The 21,865-nt window shown below is 32.3% G+C and carries 14 protein-coding genes; 6 read left to right on the plus strand and 8 right to left on the minus strand.

The genetic code is table 11. From position 1 onward, the window contains the following. The first annotated feature begins 2,164 nt into the window (after positions 1–2,164). Positions 2,165–2,998, plus strand: coding sequence for a 2,3,4,5-tetrahydropyridine-2,6-dicarboxylate N-succinyltransferase (gene dapD, locus ERCILAFE3058_RS01070; RefSeq protein WP_157989639.1), 834 nt, complete (start codon positions 2,165–2,167; stop codon positions 2,996–2,998). Between the two features lie 618 nt (positions 2,999–3,616). Here the strand turns inward: dapD and murA are convergent. From murA to ERCILAFE3058_RS01105, 7 genes are all read right to left on the minus strand, one after another. Continuing rightward, entirely contained in the window at positions 3,617–4,876 is a 1,260-nt protein-coding gene (gene murA, locus ERCILAFE3058_RS01075) for a UDP-N-acetylglucosamine 1-carboxyvinyltransferase (RefSeq protein ID WP_157989640.1), read from the minus strand. Positions 4,877–4,958: 82 nt separating this feature from the next. Next, positions 4,959–5,228, minus strand: a complete 270-nt coding sequence (locus tag ERCILAFE3058_RS01080; RefSeq protein ID WP_157990054.1) for a BolA family protein — start codon at positions 5,226–5,228, stop codon at positions 4,959–4,961. Between the two features lie 952 nt (positions 5,229–6,180). Next, positions 6,181–6,477 (minus strand): lipid asymmetry maintenance protein MlaB, encoded by a 297-nt coding sequence (gene mlaB, locus ERCILAFE3058_RS01085; protein ID WP_157989641.1) that lies wholly within the window; start codon positions 6,475–6,477, stop codon positions 6,181–6,183. 13 nt (positions 6,478–6,490) lie between these two features. Next, positions 6,491–7,114 (minus strand): phospholipid-binding protein MlaC, encoded by a 624-nt coding sequence (gene mlaC / locus ERCILAFE3058_RS01090; RefSeq protein WP_157989642.1) that lies wholly within the window; start codon positions 7,112–7,114, stop codon positions 6,491–6,493. Between the two features lie 48 nt (positions 7,115–7,162). Next, on the minus strand, positions 7,163–7,675 hold the full coding sequence (gene mlaD / locus ERCILAFE3058_RS01095; RefSeq protein ID WP_157989643.1) for an outer membrane lipid asymmetry maintenance protein MlaD: 513 nt from the start codon (positions 7,673–7,675) through the stop codon (positions 7,163–7,165). Between the two features lie 6 nt (positions 7,676–7,681). Beyond that, on the minus strand, positions 7,682–8,464 hold the full coding sequence (mlaE, locus tag ERCILAFE3058_RS01100) for a lipid asymmetry maintenance ABC transporter permease subunit MlaE (protein WP_157989644.1): 783 nt from the start codon (positions 8,462–8,464) through the stop codon (positions 7,682–7,684). After that, complete coding sequence (locus ERCILAFE3058_RS01105) at positions 8,464–9,276, minus strand: ATP-binding cassette domain-containing protein (RefSeq protein ID WP_157989645.1); 813 nt, start codon at positions 9,274–9,276, stop codon at positions 8,464–8,466. The genes mlaE and ERCILAFE3058_RS01105 overlap by 1 nt, the downstream gene beginning before the upstream one ends. 730 nt (positions 9,277–10,006) lie before the next feature. On the opposite strand from ERCILAFE3058_RS01105, the gene paeA reads away from it, so the two are divergent. From paeA to ruvX, 4 genes are all read left to right on the plus strand, one after another. Continuing rightward, complete coding sequence (gene paeA / locus ERCILAFE3058_RS01110; protein ID WP_157989646.1) at positions 10,007–11,320, plus strand: polyamine export protein PaeA; 1,314 nt, start codon at positions 10,007–10,009, stop codon at positions 11,318–11,320. 700 nt (positions 11,321–12,020) lie between these two features. After that, positions 12,021–12,974 (plus strand): glutathione synthase, encoded by a 954-nt coding sequence (gene gshB / locus ERCILAFE3058_RS01115; protein ID WP_157989647.1) that lies wholly within the window; start codon positions 12,021–12,023, stop codon positions 12,972–12,974. A 94-nt stretch (positions 12,975–13,068) separates the two neighbouring features. Then, the gene (locus ERCILAFE3058_RS01120) at positions 13,069–13,635 is read left to right on the plus strand and encodes a YqgE/AlgH family protein (RefSeq protein WP_157989648.1); all 567 of its coding nucleotides are present in this window, start codon (positions 13,069–13,071) and stop codon (positions 13,633–13,635) included. After that, positions 13,632–14,066 carry a Holliday junction resolvase RuvX gene (gene ruvX, locus ERCILAFE3058_RS01125; protein WP_157989649.1) on the plus strand — a complete coding sequence of 145 codons (435 nt, stop codon included), beginning with the start codon at positions 13,632–13,634 and terminating at the stop codon, positions 14,064–14,066. Before ERCILAFE3058_RS01120 ends, ruvX begins: the two co-directional genes overlap by 4 nt. Before the next feature lie 667 nt (positions 14,067–14,733). Here the strand turns inward: ruvX and htpX are convergent. Then, positions 14,734–15,624: a protease HtpX gene (gene htpX, locus ERCILAFE3058_RS01130; RefSeq protein ID WP_157989650.1), complete on the minus strand. Its 891-nt coding sequence runs from the start codon at positions 15,622–15,624 to the stop codon at positions 14,734–14,736. Positions 15,625–19,486: 3,862 nt separating this feature from the next. Here htpX and ERCILAFE3058_RS01135 point away from each other — a divergent pair. Next, positions 19,487–19,759, plus strand: coding sequence for an HU family DNA-binding protein (locus ERCILAFE3058_RS01135; protein WP_157989651.1), 273 nt, complete (start codon positions 19,487–19,489; stop codon positions 19,757–19,759). The last annotated feature ends 2,106 nt before the right edge of the window (positions 19,760–21,865 follow it).

A 21,865-nucleotide genomic window follows, 5' to 3' on the forward strand; every position in this document is an offset into this window, starting at 1 on the left:
ATCTTCCTCCCCATACAGTATCCAATCTAGATTGATTTATACATAATATTATATGCATCCATTCTATCTGTATTAAGAAGTTTATAACGATCACACAGTATGTATATTTTTAGATATTAAATGGCTAACGAAGCGCGACAAGATCGACCTATAACAGCGCGTATTTTACGTAATACAGTAGTTTTTCGAAAAAGTGATCTTTATAACTTTTGTTCTTATAATTATTTCGTATAGAATTACCCTCTAAATATAAAAATTTTATGTGAGCACTGCATACATGATGGTGATTATACGCGCCGCATTTCTCTTTGCGAGATATAAATATTGAATGATAGAAAGAGAGGCATGCATATGAGAAAATTTCTGTATTATTAGAGGTTTTTGCATTTATTAGCTATTGTGTGTATTGCTTGCATCATCTTTTTCATTATATATCTGATGTATATGTATTTAATATTTCACTTTTTACTATTGTGCTTGTTTTGTTTATATATATTAAATGCAGTTGTATTCATTACGCAAGCATTTATAAAAAAATATTTTAATATCTCCACAGAATGTGGATTGATGATGATAAGTTATTAACGTGATCATATGAATTGACAGTTCATTGCATAGCATACGAGTGTGAAGAAGTATGCGTATATGTTTAGTTTGTTTACTAATATCTTCCCATTTTTATGCATAAATGTCTTTATAGTGTTTTGGTAGTAATTTTTCGCTACATAAGGATGCTGTATCAATCACCTTAGAATATGGTATGAGTGTTTAGAGAAGTCTCTACTATACAGTGAATTGCATGTTCTATATCAGAGAATATTGCATTATCTTAGTGATAAACTAATGTAAGTTACCAGTTGTTTAAAGTTACTTCTGTCATTGTATCTATTATCTTCTCAACGTTAGTATTCCTTCATTAATTTCTTTTTCTTAATATTTTTCTATATAGTAACTCACTAGGGAAAAAATATTTTTTCTGCTATATTACACATCTTTATGAGATGGTTCTAATAACCATACATAACATAATTCGTGGTAGTTATTTTCTTGCAAGATAATCGCTCTATGCTAGAGTTGAGACATTAGCATAAAATAATGCAGGGTGCTGCACTAAAATAAAATTTTCATAATTAAGAAAAATATATCTTACAGCGAAATAAGAATAATAGTTATATTTTTTTAAATATTTCACTAATTCTAATAATGATCTAGAACATTTATTTTAACATATCAGGCAGCTCTTCAGATATATTAAGAAATATTATTATTGCTATATTGAAAAGTATCAGAATCATACTAGTATGGAAACTATTTTCTACATATTGGCATAGGTGCTGTATTCTATGTTTTGCTATAAAAATTATTTATAGCTTTGATGTATCAAGATTATTATCTAAATATTTAAGTGATCTTTTATATCTTCTGAAAGTATATACAAAATATTTTTAGAATGTTAAATAGTTATGCTGAGATATGATTATATATTTTATAGTATGTGTATAACTTTTATATAAGATATGATGTATCTCTTATAATGTCACATACAGTAGACCATTATTTCATACTTATAGGATGATATCTGTAAGATACAGTATATCAAAATTGAATCTTGAATGCAATATTTATGAATCTTAGGTTTCTAACAAAGAAGTTAGTATTTGTTGATATGATTTGGTGATACATAGATGGTAATAATGTATCGCATTACTTATGATACACACGCATTTTGAGAGGCCGCCTGTACTTATAATAGTGTAGATGTAGTGGAATTGTTATATAAAATAAATCTACATATAACATGATTAAATAATATTAGTATATGATAAAGCATGGCATAAAAATAGAAAGACATCTTGAGAAATATTAACTTTTATTATATGTAGTTCAAATAAATCACTGCTATTGTTTGTAAAATTTTATAAAGTCATCTATGAGAAGGTGATGTGTAAGAGTTTTTATGCTTATCTCTCATATTCGAAATAAAAACAATGTTCCTTGTAGAAGATTTGAATCATGATTGAGATACAATATCATTGACAATGCTTGCCATCAGTTATAACCATTCAAATATCATGATACTAACCCTATGTATATTACTTCAGTATATTCCTTATATTGATACTAGATGGCGTGAACCAGGTGATACGACTAGAATAGGATCTGTATGAAAAAATTAAAACATATCATTGAAGAAGCATTTGAAAACCGCATGAGTATCACTCCGAATAATGTTGATAAAAATACTTATGAGGCAGTTAATTATCTTATTTCGCTACTGGATAGAGGAGAATTACGCGTCGCTGAAAAAATCAAAGATAAGTGGATAACGCATCAATGGTTAAAAAAAGCAATATTGCTTTTTTTCTGCATTCATGAGAATCAGGTCATAGGTAGTTTAGATAACCCTTTTTATGATAAGATTCCGAGAAAGTTTTCTTCTTATAATGCTTCGCGTTTTAAAGAAGAAGGTGTACGTATCGTGCCGCCAGCAGCAGTGCGTTACGGAGCATACATTGCTCGTAATACTATTTTAATGCCTTCTTATATTAATATTGGTGCATATATCGATGAGGGTACACTAGTGGATACATGGGCTACTATTGGGTCTTGTGCGCAGATTGGTAAAAATGTACATTTATCTGGCGGTGTTGGCATTGGAGGGGTGCTAGAACCACTACAAAGCAATCCAACTATTATTGAAGACAACTGTTTCATTGGGGCGCGTTCAGAAATTGTTGAAGAGGTGATTGTAGAAGAGGGATCAGTTATATCTATGGGTGTCTATATCGGGCAAAGTACAAAAATTTATGATCGCGCAACTGGTGGCATATACTATGGACGTGTCCCAGCAGGATCTGTAGTAGTCGCAGGCAACCTACCATCCAAAAATAGTAAATATAGCTTATATTGTGCAGTCATTGTAAAAAAAGTGGATGTACAGACACTGTCTAAAACTAGTATTAATGAATTATTACGCAACGCACATGAATGTGAATAAAAATAACATAAAGAGCGGAATATTAATGCATCCGATGCGTGTATACACATTGTGATGGCAGGTGTTATATGATGGTATACAACCCCCAGGATAGTAGTACCTGACGCGAGCAATACAGCCATACATTGTTTTGGATTGATAGTATAAAATGAGATGTTGCTCTCTACATTATATAATATAGAGAGATGTATTTTATGAAAGGGTATATGTATGTAACTAGTATATACTTCTGTCATAATATAGCAGTCTTTGGCGTATGAATATCACCATAAGATATATACAATCACATCTTTATATCTATAGTATGATGTTAAAGTATGAGCTGTAATGCTTATTGTATATATATGTATGAAGTGTTAGAGATATCTTTTTAGAAGCTAAAGATAATAGTACTAAATAACCTAAAATTGGATCTTTTATGACACACATATGATGCAAAAAATCTCTCACCTTTCGGAGAGGAACATATATACTAATATGTATGCATAGATTGTAAATTTATATTTGTTGGTTAACTATAATTATAGAATAATATTCTCAGTTATTCTCTATAAGCTTGCATAAAAATATAACCTAAACAGGTTATTTTTTTATTTTTAAAATGTATGATACGTGTAGTTATTTGTCATTAATACGTTGAATTTTTGCTCCTAATCTATTCAGTTTTTCTTCAATCAGTTCATATCCACGATCTATATGATAGATGCGATCTACTAGGGTAATACCATCAGCAATGCAACCTGCCAGTACGAGACTAGCTGAAACACGTAGATCTGTTGCCATAACTGGGGCTGCTAATAGCTTTTTTACGCCATGGCAAATCAAAGTGTGTCTTTGAATAATGGCTTGAGCTCCCATGCGCATGAGTTCTGGTATGTGCATAAATCGGTTCTCAAAAATAGTTTCAGTGATAATCCCAGATCCTTCAGCAATCAAGTTTAGTAAGCTAAATTGTGCCTGCATATCAGTAGGAAAACCTGGATAAGGAGCAGTGCATATATTCACTGCTTTTGGGCGTTGACCGTGCATATCTACGCTGATCCAATCATTCCCTTCTTTAATATCAGCGCCAGCTTCTCGTAGTTTTTCTGATACTGCTGTGAGGGTATTTGGTTTGGCCGCTTTACAAAGAATTTTACCGCCGGAAACAGCTCCTGCAATGAGGAAAGTTCCAGTTTCAATACGATCAGGCAATATACGATATAACCCTCCCTCTAGTCTATTAACACCGATAATTGTTATGCGGTGACTGCCTGCACCAGTGATGTTGGCTCCCAGCATATTTAAAAAATTAGCGGTATCAACAATTTCTGGTTCTCGTGCAGCATTTTCAATAACCGTAGTACCTATAGCAAGTGTAGCGGAGCTCATAATGGTCACAGTAGCGCCAACGCTAATTTTATTCATTATAATATGCTTACCGGTTAGGCGGCCATTTACAGATGCTTTGACATAACCATTTTCTAACTTAATTTTAGCACCAAGTTGTTCAAGACCAGTAATATGTAAATCCACTGGGCGCGCACCAATCGCGCACCCTCCTGGTAAGGAGACTTGCCCTTGTCCAAAGCGTGCAACTAATGGTCCTAAAGCCCAAATAGAGGCCCGCATTGTTTTAACTAGATCATATGGTGCGCAATACACATTCACCTGACTTGCATCTAGGTATACAGAATGATTGTGCTCTGCTTTCACACCGAGTTGTCTGAGTAACTCCATCGTAGTATCTATATCTTTTAACTTCGGAACATTCTGGATTTCTACTGGAGCCTCAGCTAGTAGTGAGGCAAACAGAATAGGCAATGCAGAATTTTTCGCGCCAGAAATAGTGACTTCACCGCTTAACTTTGTTGGACCTTGTATACGAAATTTATCCATTTCTATTACTCGAGTTTCTGAGACACGCCTTCTCCACCAGTTCTTCTATCTTTCTGGTATGGTTATATGAGCACTTCAAGCATTAGTACGACATAGATGTATCGGCATGTAACTTACGGGCCCGGTTCCATTCTTCAGGGGTGTAGACTTTAATGGAAACAGCATGTATATGATTTTCAGTAATATAAGAGGCCACAGATGAATAAATTATTTGTTGCTGTTTAACGCGGCTCAGTCCAAAAAAAATTTCACCGATAGCAATAATTTGTAAGTGGTTACTATTACCGCTTATATGGACTTCTTGTAATGGCAATTGTTCTAATAAAAAAGACTGAATGGTACTATTATGAATCATGTTTTTGCACCTCACTATATGATTTGATGAATTAATATCGTTCTGATTAGTATCGATTTCATACGGTCACTAATATTTCTTGTATCATAAAAGCATCATGCATAAGCATTGAGGTCTGATGGATAGCATAAATCTAATAGGTAGAAGGCGTTAGAAGGGCATATAATTTTTTGGCTCATAATGATTTGCATTGTAATTTTAAAGTGAAAGATAGTAGTGAGAATAGTTAACATGGAGCTGAGGTTACTTTTTTAGTATTATATATATTTGCAATATAATGATCATAATAAATTTATAATGCATTGATGATGATTAGCGCATCGATTGAGTGACATTTTATATTTATAGCATGATGTGAATGTAATTTATTTAAAACATAGACAAAGAGACTATGGCCCATGGTAAGTAATGTACAGTCTCTATATTTAGAGATTGCGCGGGATCTCTATGTAATGAATGTATATCTTGATTAGCACATGTATGATGAAATCATTTTTTATTTTTACAGAGGTCCCAAATAAGGGCTAGGAAACATGTTCTCATGTTAGGAGAGAGTGTAATGTTACCTAATGCATGATAGTAAAATGTCTCATTGAATAATGTATTATTTCCTCTCATTAATATGAGATAAGAGGATCGCCAATTCTTGAATCATATAAAAGAAAGTTTACATATTATGTATAATACAGACAAAAAGATTATAATGCCATATTATTATGGTAATATGAACAGATAAATTAACAAAATATGCAAGTGTTATTTCCCATATTGTGTACCACCAGAAAATATGTAAACGAGCATATAAACATGATGGCCATGATGAGTTTTCATGAAGAAAGAAAAGTTATTAAGTATGACTTCAAACCAAGACATAAGAACATAATAGGTTAAGCAAAGGGTGCGTATTTTAATAGAATCTTTGTACATACGACTGTGAAAATTATATTCCTTAGGGTGTACCTTTAATAATATTTTGAAGATGATATAGTGTAATCAATGTATGTAGTTTTTTTGTGATGCCAGAAAAATAGAGTGATTTTCCATGACGAATAGCCATCGCCTGCAAATGAATTAGCAAGGCAAGCCCGCCCGTATCTACTCGTGTTAATTTTGCAAGATTAATGTGGTCTACGTATTGCATTACTTTTTTGTGTTGTAGCCATAAAGGTTGTAAAGTCTCATATGTTAGTTCACCTCTAAGATAGAGGTGTCCTTTTTGAACTTCCCAGTGCAGATGCGTGCTCATTGTGATTATTTATTCAATGCAGTGGATGGGGATGGGTGTAGGATGTAAGTGTTTTAGTTAGGCCATCAATACCTTGTTTACGAAGGATATGACTCCATTCGTTTTGCTTTGTGCTAATAATACTAACACCTTCTGTCAAGATATCATAGGCTTGCCAACGTCCATTTATACTGTTTTTACGCCATTGGAAGTCCAATCTTATTGGTGTACCGCCATAAGAATTTAAGATCGTGATACGAATGGTAACAATATTTGTACCAGAAAATGGTTTTTCTGGTGTAATTTTATAGGCCTGGCCTTGATATACAGATAGCATTTGGCTAGCAAGATGCGATAAGTAAACACTGAAGGCGCTATAATAGCTATCACGCTGAGCTTGGGTTGTATGATTATAATAACGTCCCAGTATTAATGCAGCGGCATATTTAACGTGTATATAAGGCATTAATTCTTCTTGTATGATTGTATGTAAATAACTGGGATTTTGTTTAATGTTTTTTTGTTCATGTTGAATGCGATCAAAAGTGTGCACAGTAACTTTTGTCATAATCTTATATGGATTACATTGCTCAGTATTTGCATGTGTTATTTGAGGGGCAATGCTTATCATTATCAGGATGAGAAAACTTTTAAACATTGTTGCCTCTGCTATGGAGTATATGTTGTTGATCTATATTTATTATTTTTACTTAGACCGTTTACCTAGAGATAGCTGGTGTTGATTATTAATGCTTTCATTTTTGTATAAGAATTGCCCAACAAGATCCTCAAGCGCGATAACAGATTTTGTATCCTGAATGACGCTCCCATCTTTCAGTATATTCGTTCCCAGATCCGGTTCTGTAAATCCTATATTTAATGCTAAGTATTGCTCACCTAATAGACCAGATGTTCTTATTGAAAGTGAACTTGTATTCGGGATGTTATTATACTTTTTTTCAATATCCATGCTTACTGTTAGTAAGTAATTTTTTGGATTAAGTGCAATGCGTGTTACACGTCCGATCACTACTCCACCGATTTTTACAGGTGAGCCAGTTTTAAGTTCCCCTATATTGTCGAAAATAGCATGGAGCTTCCAGGCGGGTGCACTAAATGGAGATGTCGGGCGACTAATATGTAGACAAAGGAAAAGTATTGAACTGATAGATAGTATTAAGAAGGCGCCTACTAAAATTTCACTTTTTTTTGTTTGCATTATACATCAGTGCCCCGACATGAGTGTTGTTAAAAAGAGATCTAAACTTAATACAGCTAGGGATGCGTGCACCACAGTGCGTGTTGTGGCCCGACATATTCCTTCAGAAGTTGGGATCGCATCATAACCGTTAAATAATGCTATCCATGTTACAGTTGCAGCAAACACGATGCTTTTAATTATACAGTGAGTAATATCTTCTTGTAGATGAACTCCGTTGTGGATGGCAGTCCAAAAAAAACCAGAATCAATACCTTTCCATGCAACGCCTACTAAGGCACCACCAATAATACCTACTGAGACAAAAATACATGTTAGCAGAGGCATGCTAATACAGCCAGCCCAGAATCTAGGGGGGATGACGTGTTGTAATGGATCCACTGCCATCATTTCCATACTAGCGAGTTGTTCAGTGGCTTTCATTAGACCAATTTCTGCAGTGACAGCAGATCCAGCACGCCCAGTAAATAATAAAGCTGTCATCACTGGACCTAGATCACGTAATAGCGATAATGCCACTATTATACCAAGATCGTTCTCAGCACCATAAGTCTTCAAGACTAGATAGCCTTGCATACTTATAACCATACCCATAAATAGCCCAGATATTGTTACAATTAATAATGATAGCACGCCAATATAATATATCTGATCTAGTAATAATTTTCCATGTGAACGATAATTTGGAAAATGACATAGTGCGTGAAATAATATCCATCCGGCGCGACCGAAAGAAGCGCAAAAATTTAATCCTTTTCGACCGAGTAATGCCAACACTTGTAGGCACATTAGTATGCGCCTTGTCTAAAACTAAGTAATTCCTGTAGATAATCCTGAGTAGGAAAAAAAATAGGTATAGGTCCATCTAAAATTCCATCGATAAATTGACGAACACGGATATTATGATGCTGATAGAGATCATGAGTTGTACCCTGAGCAAGTATGCGCCTTTCATCGATAATATAGATGTAATCAGACATTTTTAGCACTTCAGGAATGTCATGAGAAACGATTATAAAGGTCATATCTAATGCATATTGTAATTCATGTATCAGTTTTATTAATATTTTCACAGTAACAGGGTCTTGTCCTACAAAGGGTTCATCAAACATAATTAAATCTGGTTCTAGTGCGAGTGTACGTGCAAGTGCAGTTCGTCGTATCATACCTCCTGAAAGCTCAGAGGGTTTGAGATGCGCTGCCCCTCGTAATCCAACTGCCTCTAGCTTCATGATTACTGTACTATGTAGTAAGGGTGTGGGTAAACAAGCATGTTCCCGTAGAGGCCATGCTACATTATCGAACACAGTAAGATCTGTGAATAGCGCTCCTACTTGAAACAGCATGCTCATCTTTTTACGGACTTGATACAAAGATGCACGGGAAAGAGTGGGAATATTTACGTCGTTAAACCATATTTCCCCGTTTGTTGGACGTAACTGTCCCCCAATTAAGCGTAATAGTGTAGTTTTTCCTACACCAGATGGACCTATAATAGCTATGATTTTTCCTCTAGGTATGCAAATCGAGAGAGCATCGAAAATGATCAGATTATTACGAGCGAAACTGACGTTATGGATTTCTACTATATTTTTTTTCATATGAATCGTGTAGTTACCTCGATAGTTTAATTTAGATCATCACTATGATCTGATGTGATCATCATACCCCTAAGATGGCATATAGGTATGCCATGATCACGTACATCGTTAAAGTTATCATATTTCTTGTTGCATGGATTTTATGATGAAAACCGTAATGGATGATGGATGATTTATCTTATAAGGTTTTATTTATTTCTTAAAGTAATTGGTTTGGCATTTATTGGTTTAGTTATTATACAAATAGAGTGACGGTATATACAAATAGAGTGATGGTATGCTGAGATAAATTAGGGACACTCTGATGAAGTCTCCATACTTATAGAAAAGAAGATTTTTAGCAATATTTTGACATTACTTATTAGTGTGTACTATATAAAATATACCGCTATAAGCTATAACAAGTAATAACAAAAATATTTTATGTATTCAGTATTTAGTGAGCATGGTGGTGTATGCTATACAAGATACGTTGTGTTCTTCGCTTTTGTGATACTTAGTATATAACACGTTCGTTTGTTAGAGTTTAAGAAATTCTGACTATGTATGCTATAAATGGTTACTCTCACTTTAGCATTTGCATGAGAGAGATGTAGTGTGTTAAAAATTAAAAACATTTTAGATAGTGTATGAGATTGTATTTACCGAGTGATTGTATATACCGAGTGTATATGAATTATCTTTTGCACATAACTTGTTTCACATGGTTAACATCAAATATGGATTGTATATGTTAGACAATTTTCTTGTTATATTCCTACTCATTTTAGTTAGTTCTTTTTTCGCTATTTCCGAAATTTCTTTAGCGGCTGCTCGTAAAATTAAATTAAAGATTTTAGCTGATGAGGGTAATATTAACGCTCAGTCTGTACTGAAAATACAAGAAAATCCTGGCATGTTTTTCACTGTTGTACAAATTGGTGTTAATGCGGTGGCAATTCTTGGGGGAATTGTTGGTGACGCATCTTTTTCTCCAGTTTTTTTTAAAATATTCATACATATTATGGATGTTGAGATAGCAGAACGCTTAAGCTTTATATGTTCATTCACATTAATTACGAGTTTATTTATTTTATTTGGAGACTTATTTCCTAAACGTTTGGGGATGATTGCTCCAGAACGGATGTCTTTAAAGATTATTAGTATTATGCGTGTTTGTTTGTTTATTTTTCGACCACTTGTATGGTTTTTTAACGGTGGGGCAAACATTATTTTTCGTATTTTTAAAATTCCTATGATACGTCATGATGATATTACATCTGATGATATATATGCAGTAGTGGAGGCAGGTGCATTAGCAGGTGTGTTACGTAAACAAGAACATGAATTAATTGAAAATGTCTTTGAATTAGAATCACGTACAGTACCATCTGCAATGACTCCGCGGGAAAATGTAGTGTGGTTCACTTTACATGAAGATGAAAATAGTATAAAGGCAAAAATTGCTTGTCATCCGCATTCCAAGTTTCTAGTGTGTGGTGATAATATTGACCATATAATCGGCTATGTAGATTCAAAAGAACTTCTTATGTGTGTTTTAAGTCATCAGGTTTTATCTCTTGATGGTAGTATACAGATCTGTTCTGCACTAATTTTACCAGATACGCTTACACTCTCTGAAGCATTAGAAAGTTTTAAAACTGCAGGAGAGGATTTTGCAGTGATTATGAATGAATATGCGTTAGTAGTTGGTATTATTACCCTAAATGATGTAATGACTACGTTGATGGGTGATCTAGTTGGTCAAGGGTTAGAAGATCAGATTGTTGCACGAGATGAAAATTCATGGCTAATTGAAGGTGGTACGCCCATTGATGATGTCATGCGTGCTTTACATATGCATGCATTTCCGCAATCGGACAATTATGAAACGATTGGGGGTTTTATGATGTTTATGTTACGAAAAATTCCAAAACGTACTGATTTTGTGAAACTACAAGGATATAAATTTGAGGTAGTAGATATAGACAGTTATCGCATTGACCAACTTCTTGTTACACGTATTAATTCTGATCCAGCAGTACTACCTATATCAGAGTCGTAGATGACAATCTATACAATAGAGACCGCATGGTATAATGATTCACCAACCGACGTAGTATAAAATATATAGTGTATAGATGAGATAATGTGTGGAATATCGTATGAAGATGATATATATTATGAGAATAGGTGTATGTTTTTACATATAATGAAAGTTTTGAAAAACTTTTTTAAAAATAGTATAATTTAATGTATTTCAATTAAATTATTAATTTTTATTAACAAAAGACTGTAGTTTTTAATAATAAACATTAATCATTACATATCTTTCGTCCGTGTATCTCACGGAGGTTATATTTTTCGAACTGTCTATTAATATTTCTGGATAGAACATTGTAGGTAACCTATATATGTATACCATTTTATATCTTCAAATTTGCTAGTATATTTATATAATATAGAATTTGTGTCTTAATTTTAAATATGTGTATTTTTTGTTTTATGTTTTTGTAGCGAGCGTGAAGAAAATATAAGAATTAAGAAGTGCGGCCATTTTTTTGTTTCCTGACTTTTAATATATATTAAAATAAAATATGATGACATCATCAATGATGAGTTGCCTCTTTATGATGGTTTCTCTCAAAAAATACTGAAAATTGTCATACGTCTATATCAGTGTAATTCATTCTTGTTAATATATAGAATATAGTATTAGAATAGATTGTATAATGTGCACAATACAACGTCAAGTGGAGAGAGGAATGATTAAGCTAGGCGTAGTAATGGATCCTATCGCTTCTGTTAATTATCAAAAAGATTCTAGCTTATCGATGTTAATCGAAGCACAGAGCCGTGGTTATGAAATTCATTATATGGAAATGTCTGATCTATATTTATATAGAGGAGAAGCTCGTGCACGAACACGTTGTTTACTGAATATTCAGAGACGATTTTATCCATGTTTTTCTTTCAGTAATGAAAAAGATATCTCACTATCTTATCTGAATGTCATATTGATGCGTAAAAATCCACCTTTAGACAGTGAGTTTCTCTATGCTACTTACATCCTAGAGCGTGCGGAAGAATTAGGTACAGTGATTATTAATAAACCACAGAGCTTACGTGACTGTAATGAAAAATTGTTTACTACATGGTTCTCTGATCTTACTCCAGACACACTCGTAACTCGTAACACTCAACATATTTTATCTTTTTTGCAAGAACATAATGATATTATACTCAAACCACTGAATGGTATGGGAGGGGAATCGGTTTTTCGTGTGCGCAAAGAAGATCCTAATATATCAGTTATTATTGAAACTATGACTAAGCACGGTACTGTTTACTGTATGGCGCAAGATTATTTGCCATCGATTATATATGGCGATAAGCGTGTGCTAATTGTAGACGGCGAAGCGGTTCCATATTGTTTAGCTCGTATGCCGCAGTTAGGTGAAACACGTGGTAACTTGGCAGTTGGTGGTTATGGTGAGGCTCGCCCGCTATCTTCAGACGATTTAAAGATAGTACATCGTGTAGCACCAATTTTACAACAAAAAGGACTGATTTTTGCTGGTTTAGATGTTATAGGAGATAAATTGACTGAGATTAATGTAACAAGTCCTACTTGTATTTGTGAGATTGAGACTGCTTTTCCGGTATCGATTACTGGTATGTTAATGGATGTAATCGAAAAACGTTTTCCTGAATGCTGACTATAGCGGGTTATTAAAGAGTTTATCAAAATAGAGATTTTGTATCGAATAATCTATTAATAGTAAGCATTCACTAGACTACAGAATATTGCGCATGAATTTACAGCATCATTTTTTAATTGCTATGCCAACACTGCAGACTCCTTTATTTAAAAGGTCTGTAATCTATATATTTGAACATAATGCTGATGGGGCTATGGGGTTAATTATCAATAAACCAGTAGATAACCTTATGGTTCCAGGTATGTTGCAAAAACTAAAAATCGCTCACTCCTCTAGTAGGAGATCAGATATTAAATTAAATAAACCTGTTTTTGTGGGTGGGCCTTTGGCGGAAGATCGTGGTTTTATTTTGCATTCAGCACAAAAGACTTTTTCTTCTAGCATTCGTGTTTCAGATAACACAATCATGACAACATCCCGTGATGTTTTAGAAACTTTAGGCACAGATGAACAACCAGATCAGGTATTAGTTGCGTTAGGGTGTTGTGCTTGGGGACAGGGTCCATTAGAGCAGGAATTAATGGAAAACGCTTGGTTAACCACTTCTGCAAATAGCAACATTTTATTTCATACTCCCATTGCGGCACGGTGGCGCGAAGCAGCAAAAACCATTGGTATTGATATGTACAACATAGTTGGCGACGCAGGGCATGCATGAGTAGAAGTCACACATTCTTATCATTTGATTTTGGGATGAAAAGCATTGGTGTCGCTAGCGGACAGTGTATCACGAGTACAGCTTATCCTTTAAAGGCACTAAAAGCGCAGGCTGGCATGCCTTCTTTAGATGAAATGGATGCCCTTATGCAGACGTGGCAACCTACAAATATTGTGGTAGGATTACCACTGAATATGAATGGTAGTGAGCAACCATTAACTATGCGCGCACGTAAATTTGCAAATTTCATGCATATACGATATACTGTATTAGTTGACTTACATGATGAGCGCTTAAGTACGGTTGAAGCCAAGTCTTTAATATTTAAAAGAAGAGGTTTTCAAGCCCTTCGAAAAAATTATATTGACTCACTTGCGGCAGCAATAATATTAGAAAGTTGGCTAGAAAATACTATTTTTGAGCATAATTAGTATTTGTGAGTAAGTCAGTGGTAATATAAAGTGGGGTGTTTTATTAGGGATCACTATATTACTAAAAAATACACGAAGTAGTGGGATTAATGATAACAATATAGCTTGATCCTGTCATTATCAGTGATGCATTTCATGCTGAAGAGTAAAGATTTTTATATATATGCTATTTATGCACTTTCTGACTCACTTAAGGTTTTTGATTCGGTTATTGATCAGCAGAACATCCTTTTAGATGCCTCTCTAAAGGCGATATATAAAGAACGTGCTATGTATACTATATAATTACAGTGATATAGTTCTTAGTGTATCACTATGCCGCTTCATACTTAATGAACATATATGTTATTTCTTTTTATACTGATGACAACTGTACCCATAACTATTTCTGCTTTTACAGCAATAGTTATGGGTTTGATTTTTTCTATAGGATCGGGGCGGATGATCCAAGTATCTTATACATTTTCCTTATGTTAGTATAGCGAGCGGTGTAGCGGTAGTACTTTATAAAAGTACATGTGTGCGTTGCTAATTCTTTTCTCTCGTAGAGAGAAATTTCCTATCTTCATAACAAAAGAAGGTAGTAGTAATAATGAATACTGTATTGCAGACATCACAATAAACACGACACACACCACACAACAACCATAACGTGTACTATACTATACTATGTATATGTATTAGGCGTGTGGCGCAGTGCATTAATGCGTTTATCCAATGGTGGATGTGACATAAAAATCTCACTAATCCATGTAGATTTCCCATTAATGCACAGTGCCATCATACTACCAGCTTCCTCAGGTGCGCAGCTAGTTTTGAGGCGTTCTAATGCAGCAATCATTTTTTCACGTCCAACAAGATGAGCTGCGCCTGCATCAGCATCAAACTCACGGTGACGTGAGAACCACATAGTAATCATACTGGCAATCATGCCGAATATGAGCTCGAGCAGCATAGAAACCATAAAATAGACCATTGGATGGCCGTTAGTATGTTCCTCCTCTTCTTCTTCGTGGTCATTGGAAAGCATACCTGATACTACTTGGGCTAATATTCGAGATATAAAGATAACAAAAGTGTTTACAATACCTTGTATTAACGTCATGGTAACCATATCACCATTCGCAATATGACTAATTTCATGCGCTAGAACAGCCTCAGCTTCTTCACGAGTCATATTTTGTAATAGTCCAGTAGATACTGCTACTAATGATGAATTACGACGCGCACCAGTCGCGAAAGCATTCATATCGAGAGCATGGTAAATGGCTATTTGCGGTGTAGAAATACCCACTTTCTTTGATTGTTGGGTAATAGTTTCCATTAGCCAATGTTCAGTTGCATTACTAGCCTTTGTAATAATATCTCCGCTCACAGAGCGTAAGGCCATCCATTTAGACATCCACAGTGAAACAAATGCTCCACCAAAACCAAATAGACCTGCCATAATCATGAGACCCACCACACTACTTGACTGAATCCCTGTTAAGCTAAGAATGACGCCAAAAACCACCATAACACCAAGGTTAGTTAGCAAAAATAGAGCGATACGCATCATAAAATTTAATTTCCTCTTTTATGTATTTAACACAGATTAATATAGTAATACTTACTGGAATTTAGGATTTTTTTTCCAGACGTACATCAAAAACATCTCGATATTGTTTGAAATGTAATGCCCTTTAGAAGGGTATATACTCTTCTGCATTAGTTAGCTGTACGATATAATCACTGTTACATCATAAGGTAGATTAACATAAATTAATGATGATATCGAGTAGATCAACAGAATAGTATGTGCTAGCTGTATAAAATATAGTTTGTTATATGAATTGTATTTTTATACTTTATTGAAATAATATTATCTTATAGGAATATAAGATACTCACTCTTTTTGCAAAGTAATAAGATTTAAGCATATTATGTCAGTGTATATGTGATGTTTTAAATTGCCCATCGAACTAAATAGGTAGAATAATTGATTATTCATCGAGATCGTATATACAAATACTCCGAAATACCAGCGTCCACTAGACTATATAGGAGAAGCCTATTGTTAGTGATAAAATAAAAAATGTAGAAAGATTATGCTCTATTACCACAATCCTGCATAACATAGGAAATATAATAGAAATATCATTCGATACCGTAACAAAAGATTATCATCCGATACTATTTATTACAACAAAATATACATATGAATAATGATAGTAAGAAAGAATAGTTTTTTGTGATTATCACTAGTTTTTGAATATCTTTAGCTATTTTCTATATGGTGAGCATATTTTTTAGAGGGAATATTTTTCCTAAACTTTTAACATCCAAAGCTATAGATGGTGAGCGTTATCATGCTTTAGCAGAATAAAGAGGAATTGTTATATAGTAGTAACATGAATATTGCATGCAATATTCTAATAATTTTAGAAAACTGTGATTTGTTATTTTGATTTTCTTATGTAGTATTATTGGATATTGTAATGATAGTGCAAAGCATCTAATAACTATTCTTTATTGAGATATCATTGTTAGGTAAACTGATGTAGTATGGTATTCATTTTTATAGTTTTACGACTGTATAGCATTTGTTTAAGATGTGATATAAATTTTCATATTATATTTTTAATAGCATTTATGCATAGATGAAAAAGAGACTAAATACGAGAATAAATTTCTAATTATGTCTGTAATAAAGACATTATTGCATATTTGAGAAATTTTTGCAAAAAAGGCGTAGTATCTCTCTAGATTATTTAAAAAATTTCAATAGATATGTACAAAGATATTCTTAAAACTTAGATTATCGCTATGTCATTCTGCAGGTTTTTCGTTTTCTGAATTTCTGATTCTTAGGGTCCATGTCATCAATTTACTATTATAAGTAACTTGTACATATTGAAAGATATACGGATATATTTTGTAGGCGATATCAATGTTTACCAGCAGAAATATATGAATGCTACTAATTGCTCAGTATATCAAAGTAAGTAGTCATTGATTACTATTATCGCCAGTATATTATATTACTCTTTTGTGGTAAATATGAATTAATGACTATGCAGTAAAATAATTAAGAGTTTTGAGGATGACAGGGGTGGGAAGTTTTTCGTCTGGTTGATAAGTTGCATATAAAAATTTTATGTATGCATTAATATACGTGATACACAGGTATAATATATGTATTTTTTATGATTATCTGTTCTTCTTTTCTGTAGATTCATTTTAGTGAGAGGTATCAGATATTTTTAATGCTATGTACAGAGTACACTACTGGTATAGTCGTCATTTGTATATGTATATTAGAGAATAGTATTCTACTCTTTTCTACTCTAACATTATACGTTTTCACGTAAAAATATGATTATGATAATCATATGATTATATTGGTTATTTGGATAAGTAGTTTATTGTTAATATAATTTCTACATTTCTATCGTCAGCATGATATATTAAGAATATGATACAATATTTTTTTACACACACTAGACATGACTTATTTATATAAAGAAAGATGCGACAAATATAGCATGTACTGACATTAGTTATCATTCAGCAGACAGAATAACAAAAGCAGTATTTTATATTTCTATTGTAAAGATGTTGGGGACTGATCTGTTGTTTTTTGTATTTTTACATTATGGCTACTTTGTATGATCTATCTTTCAGTGCCACTCTTACCATTTTCTCTCATAGGTGGACTAAGGAGCGCGAAGATAGTATGTAATATTATTGCATACTATCTTTACCGTATTGCTAAAAGTATTCTAGAGAAGATCTTTGGAATAGCTATATTAAAGATGTTACATTCTTTTTTTTATGTCATCACGAGTTTCCACCAAAATAGACTATTAGTCAGTTATATATGTCAGGTCTATCTTATATAGAGAATTTTACAAAAATATATATCAAATTTTAAATAAAATGTTTATAAAATAACATGTTTAAATTGAGATTTTCGTATAATCATGAATTTTCATATAGGTAATGTATCTAAAAATAAATTTAGAAATTTTTATTTTTATGGTGTATCTGCCTCACTTCACTATATTAGTAATATGTAAGTTTTTATAAAAATATCATATGTTATAATCATATAGATTATATATATGAATGGTTTTTATGATCTCTTTTTTATTAAAATGGAAACAAGAAAAGATTTATATATTAAAATTATATATATAAATAAAGGCGAGTATATGAGATTCATCAATAAAATGTGGTATGTATATATCATATAGTTTTTTTATACACACTATATTGAATGTGATGCATAGAGGTATCTTACATATTCAAAATTATAGCATACATTCATACTCGTATAGATCAAATTTACCTATTTAGTGTATCGTATATGCATCTGTAATAAATATACAAGATTTAATCAGGATGATTAACATAAGTATGTGATACGACGCTTATGAGCATGTGTATAAATTTTTTTTCATATGACATTATCAATTCTTACTCATTATACTATATATGCTTAAATCTTCAAAAAAAAGAAGATATATAGTAATTCATAAGAATTATTTTGCGATTGAGAGAGATGATCAGTGGCTAGTGATAAACTGATGAGTCTTGGATACTTATAATTAAGAGAAAGGCACTATAGTAAGGGTGTTATGAAGAATATAAAAAAAATATTTTTAACTTTATATAAAATATTTAAAAGATATCCTATAGTGAATATTTAATTAAAGTCTTACAGTGTACTTTATTGCATAAATATAAAATAACAAAAACTGCAAGTATTATCTTATCTAGATACTATACTTATATAGGGAACCATAAATTCATCAATATACTTTTATTAAGTGTATAAATATCGTTTATAACGATTACCATAGATATACAACTACATCAAAATTGTATTCTTCTACAAGAAAAGAATATTGTATTTAATATACAGTGATGGAATGTTATCAAATAGAGTACCTGTGTATTCATTACCATAAGACGGATAAAATATACTTTATATTTTTAATGTAAAGAAATAGTTTTAAAAATTAATAACATATCGACTGATAGTCATGCATAGAGTTAAAATAGGAGTATTTATAGTTAAGTGCTAGCATTACATTGTTTTGAGGTTGTATTACAAGTTATTTCACCTATCTATTAATAGCAATAAATAGAATATATATTGATTAATAATATTATGTACAATAAATTATAAGCCATATGGTTTTCTATTTATCGATATTTATCTATAAGATCTCTCTCGAGAGTAGAAATATGTACTAATACTTTTTGGTATTATGCATAGATTGTTAGTAACACATGATATGTTAATGAACATTTATTCAATATCTAAGTTCATTGAATATCTTAGTATGATAAGGTGATATATAAGGGACATGGTAGCATTTAGTAATGTTTTTAAGTACAACGCATCAGCGCCACATATACAATGAGGATTAGCTATGAATAAGGCTCAATTATTAGAGATAATTGCAGAAAAAGCAGGTTTATCTCAGCGTCAGGCTAAAGTAGCGTTAGAGACGATATTGACAGAAATTACTCAGTCCTTAAAAAATGGAAATAATGTACAACTAGTGGGTTTTGGTACTTTTAAAATACATCAACGCGCAGAGAGAATGGGTCGCAATCCTAAGACTGGAAAAGAAATTTATATCTCATCAGTAAAAGTGCCGGTGTTTGTATCAGGTAAATCTTTAAAAGAAGCTGTCAAGTAAGAATACATACAAAATATTCATAACTGATATTCGGTTATGTTTCATATTTATTTATGAGTATATATATGTATATATCATCTAGCTCTTATTCTTATAATAAGAAATTTACATATCTCTTATTATAAGAGGTATATACAGGGTAGATTGCGATAAGTGGCTGATATTATATGATATCTGTATATATGGATATAGTTAATAAATATTACGACCATAACACATAAGTATTACATAAGTATTACATAAGTAATACATAAATCTACATTATATTATATATATAAATATATGATGTGTTCTAAGATTTTAGGTGTTTAATAAGATTAAGATAAAACTTTAACATGTGATATGTAGATTGAAAATCTCGGTAGAACAATGCTGTGTACAACAATATTTACACACCACGACATTATCATTTTGGATTTCTGTGTATTAGCATAGGTTGAATGATGTTTATTTTAATACATTTTAACCGTAGAGTGGTGTGCACTATATAGCAATTAGGAACCTTCTTTTTTTTAAAAAAATGAGAAGGTATTTGTCAATTGTAATTGCATATGAAATTTGCAAGATATGTGTACGATAAAGATATAGCACTATGTTTATATGGCATGTAATATCGTCGCGAGCATGGATAAACCTGGAAAATGTACGAAAGTATCAAAAATTTAGTAATCGTTTTCCCCTACAGTGACGATCATAATTGATATATATTATCTTTTTATATCCTAAACTAGAGATCATGAACACTGCGAAGGATTAAATGCATAGTATATATATAGGGATGATATCGTTAATCAAAGAAATTTCAGCTATTAGTCTAACAAGATTTTATCGACTCTCTACGGCACTTGAAAATTGTTTTTCAATATTACTGCGATACTTGAGAACAGATGCTAGCAAATTTATCTTTGAGATATTAATTACTATGTAATTTACAATTCAATGCCATTTAATTATAGGTTCGCTATATATGGGATGATATATGCATCTGTATTGTTAGTGTGAGTAATTGAGTCGAGGATCATGGTAGGTGCGGTATTTGCAGATACCATATTCTGTCTAAAATTATTCATATGATGTACAAGATGTTATTGTCTTGGTTGTGTCACTCTATTCTTCCAGTAGTATAATGCATATTATGCTTTGATCAGTAAAGTTTTAGGTGCTGTTGCAATGTTGTCAATTATAACTTTAATATTGAATGTAATATTTTAGTAATAAAATTACCTCTTTCTGCGTTTTCTTTGTATATTCAATGTATTGCTGGTGTGCATACTGGTATAGGATGCAATACAATCATGAATTTCTATTTTACATTAGACGATTTGTCTTACATAGTTGAAGGAAGGCAAGTTATGTATTTTAAAAATATTTATAGAGAGCTAGATAGAATTTCTGGATAAATGGACAATATAAGTATATATAGTAAAATGCTTATTTGTTTATCTGTATAGATTAGAAGTATGACACGCGCACTTAAGTATCAGGTGTGTAATTATATACTATACTATACTATATATGCGTATTGATTGGCTTCGTAAGCTCCATTTTTTGAGAGGATATTAATGTAGGATGTACCATGTAATTTTCTACAGAAAACATGACATCTGAAGTGAGATAAGCGTAGCTGTATGAGTATGTGTACTATTTTTTATAAAAAGCGAATATTATTGGTTGATGAATGAGTAGTTTTACGCATATCACATGTATTGATATCGATCCATATCGATTGTATGTTAAGAATTAACGATGGATAGTGACTTTTTATATTGTATTTAACATTCAGGCTTTCATAAAAAATGATTAGTTAGGTTATGATGTTTCTTTTCCGTTATAGGTGTTGTCATTGCTATATGGATATTGATGGCAGAGATATAGTTCATAGTAATATTTTCTACTTGCAAGGATAATTACCTAGAGAAATTAGTATTTTATGAAGAACAAGAAATGTATCAGTAATGTATACTACTTTTATGTGTAGCCTTGCATCTAAAGACTTGCATAGGATCTAATTTTCCTATAATTACTATTACTATGATACACATCGATCATGGTGTTAATGTTTTTTTATATTGCAGATAGAGTATATTATGACAATAATAAATTATT

This window comes from Candidatus Erwinia haradaeae (assembly GCF_900698955.1).
Classification (GTDB): domain Bacteria; phylum Pseudomonadota; class Gammaproteobacteria; order Enterobacterales; family Enterobacteriaceae; genus Erwinia_E; species Erwinia_E haradaeae_G.

Coding starts and splice junctions, on each gene's coding strand:
- dapD (WP_157989639.1), top strand. CDS start 2,165: ATGAAAAAATTAAAACATATCATTGAAGAAGCATTTGAAAACCGCATG.
- murA (WP_157989640.1), bottom strand. CDS start 4,876: ATGGATAAATTTCGTATACAAGGTCCAACAAAGTTAAGCGGTGAAGTC.
- mlaB (WP_157989641.1), bottom strand. CDS start 6,477: ATGAGCACGCATCTGCACTGGGAAGTTCAAAAAGGACACCTCTATCTT.
- mlaC (WP_157989642.1), bottom strand. CDS start 7,114: ATGTTTAAAAGTTTTCTCATCCTGATAATGATAAGCATTGCCCCTCAA.
- mlaD (WP_157989643.1), bottom strand. CDS start 7,675: ATGCAAACAAAAAAAAGTGAAATTTTAGTAGGCGCCTTCTTAATACTA.
- mlaE (WP_157989644.1), bottom strand. CDS start 8,464: ATGTGCCTACAAGTGTTGGCATTACTCGGTCGAAAAGGATTAAATTTT.
- ERCILAFE3058_RS01105 (WP_157989645.1), bottom strand. CDS start 9,276: ATGAAAAAAAATATAGTAGAAATCCATAACGTCAGTTTCGCTCGTAAT.
- paeA (WP_157989646.1), top strand. CDS start 10,007: ATGTTAGACAATTTTCTTGTTATATTCCTACTCATTTTAGTTAGTTCT.
- gshB (WP_157989647.1), top strand. CDS start 12,021: ATGATTAAGCTAGGCGTAGTAATGGATCCTATCGCTTCTGTTAATTAT.
- ERCILAFE3058_RS01120 (WP_157989648.1), top strand. CDS start 13,069: ATGAATTTACAGCATCATTTTTTAATTGCTATGCCAACACTGCAGACT.
- ruvX (WP_157989649.1), top strand. CDS start 13,632: ATGAGTAGAAGTCACACATTCTTATCATTTGATTTTGGGATGAAAAGC.
- htpX (WP_157989650.1), bottom strand. CDS start 15,624: ATGATGCGTATCGCTCTATTTTTGCTAACTAACCTTGGTGTTATGGTG.
- ERCILAFE3058_RS01135 (WP_157989651.1), top strand. CDS start 19,487: ATGAATAAGGCTCAATTATTAGAGATAATTGCAGAAAAAGCAGGTTTA.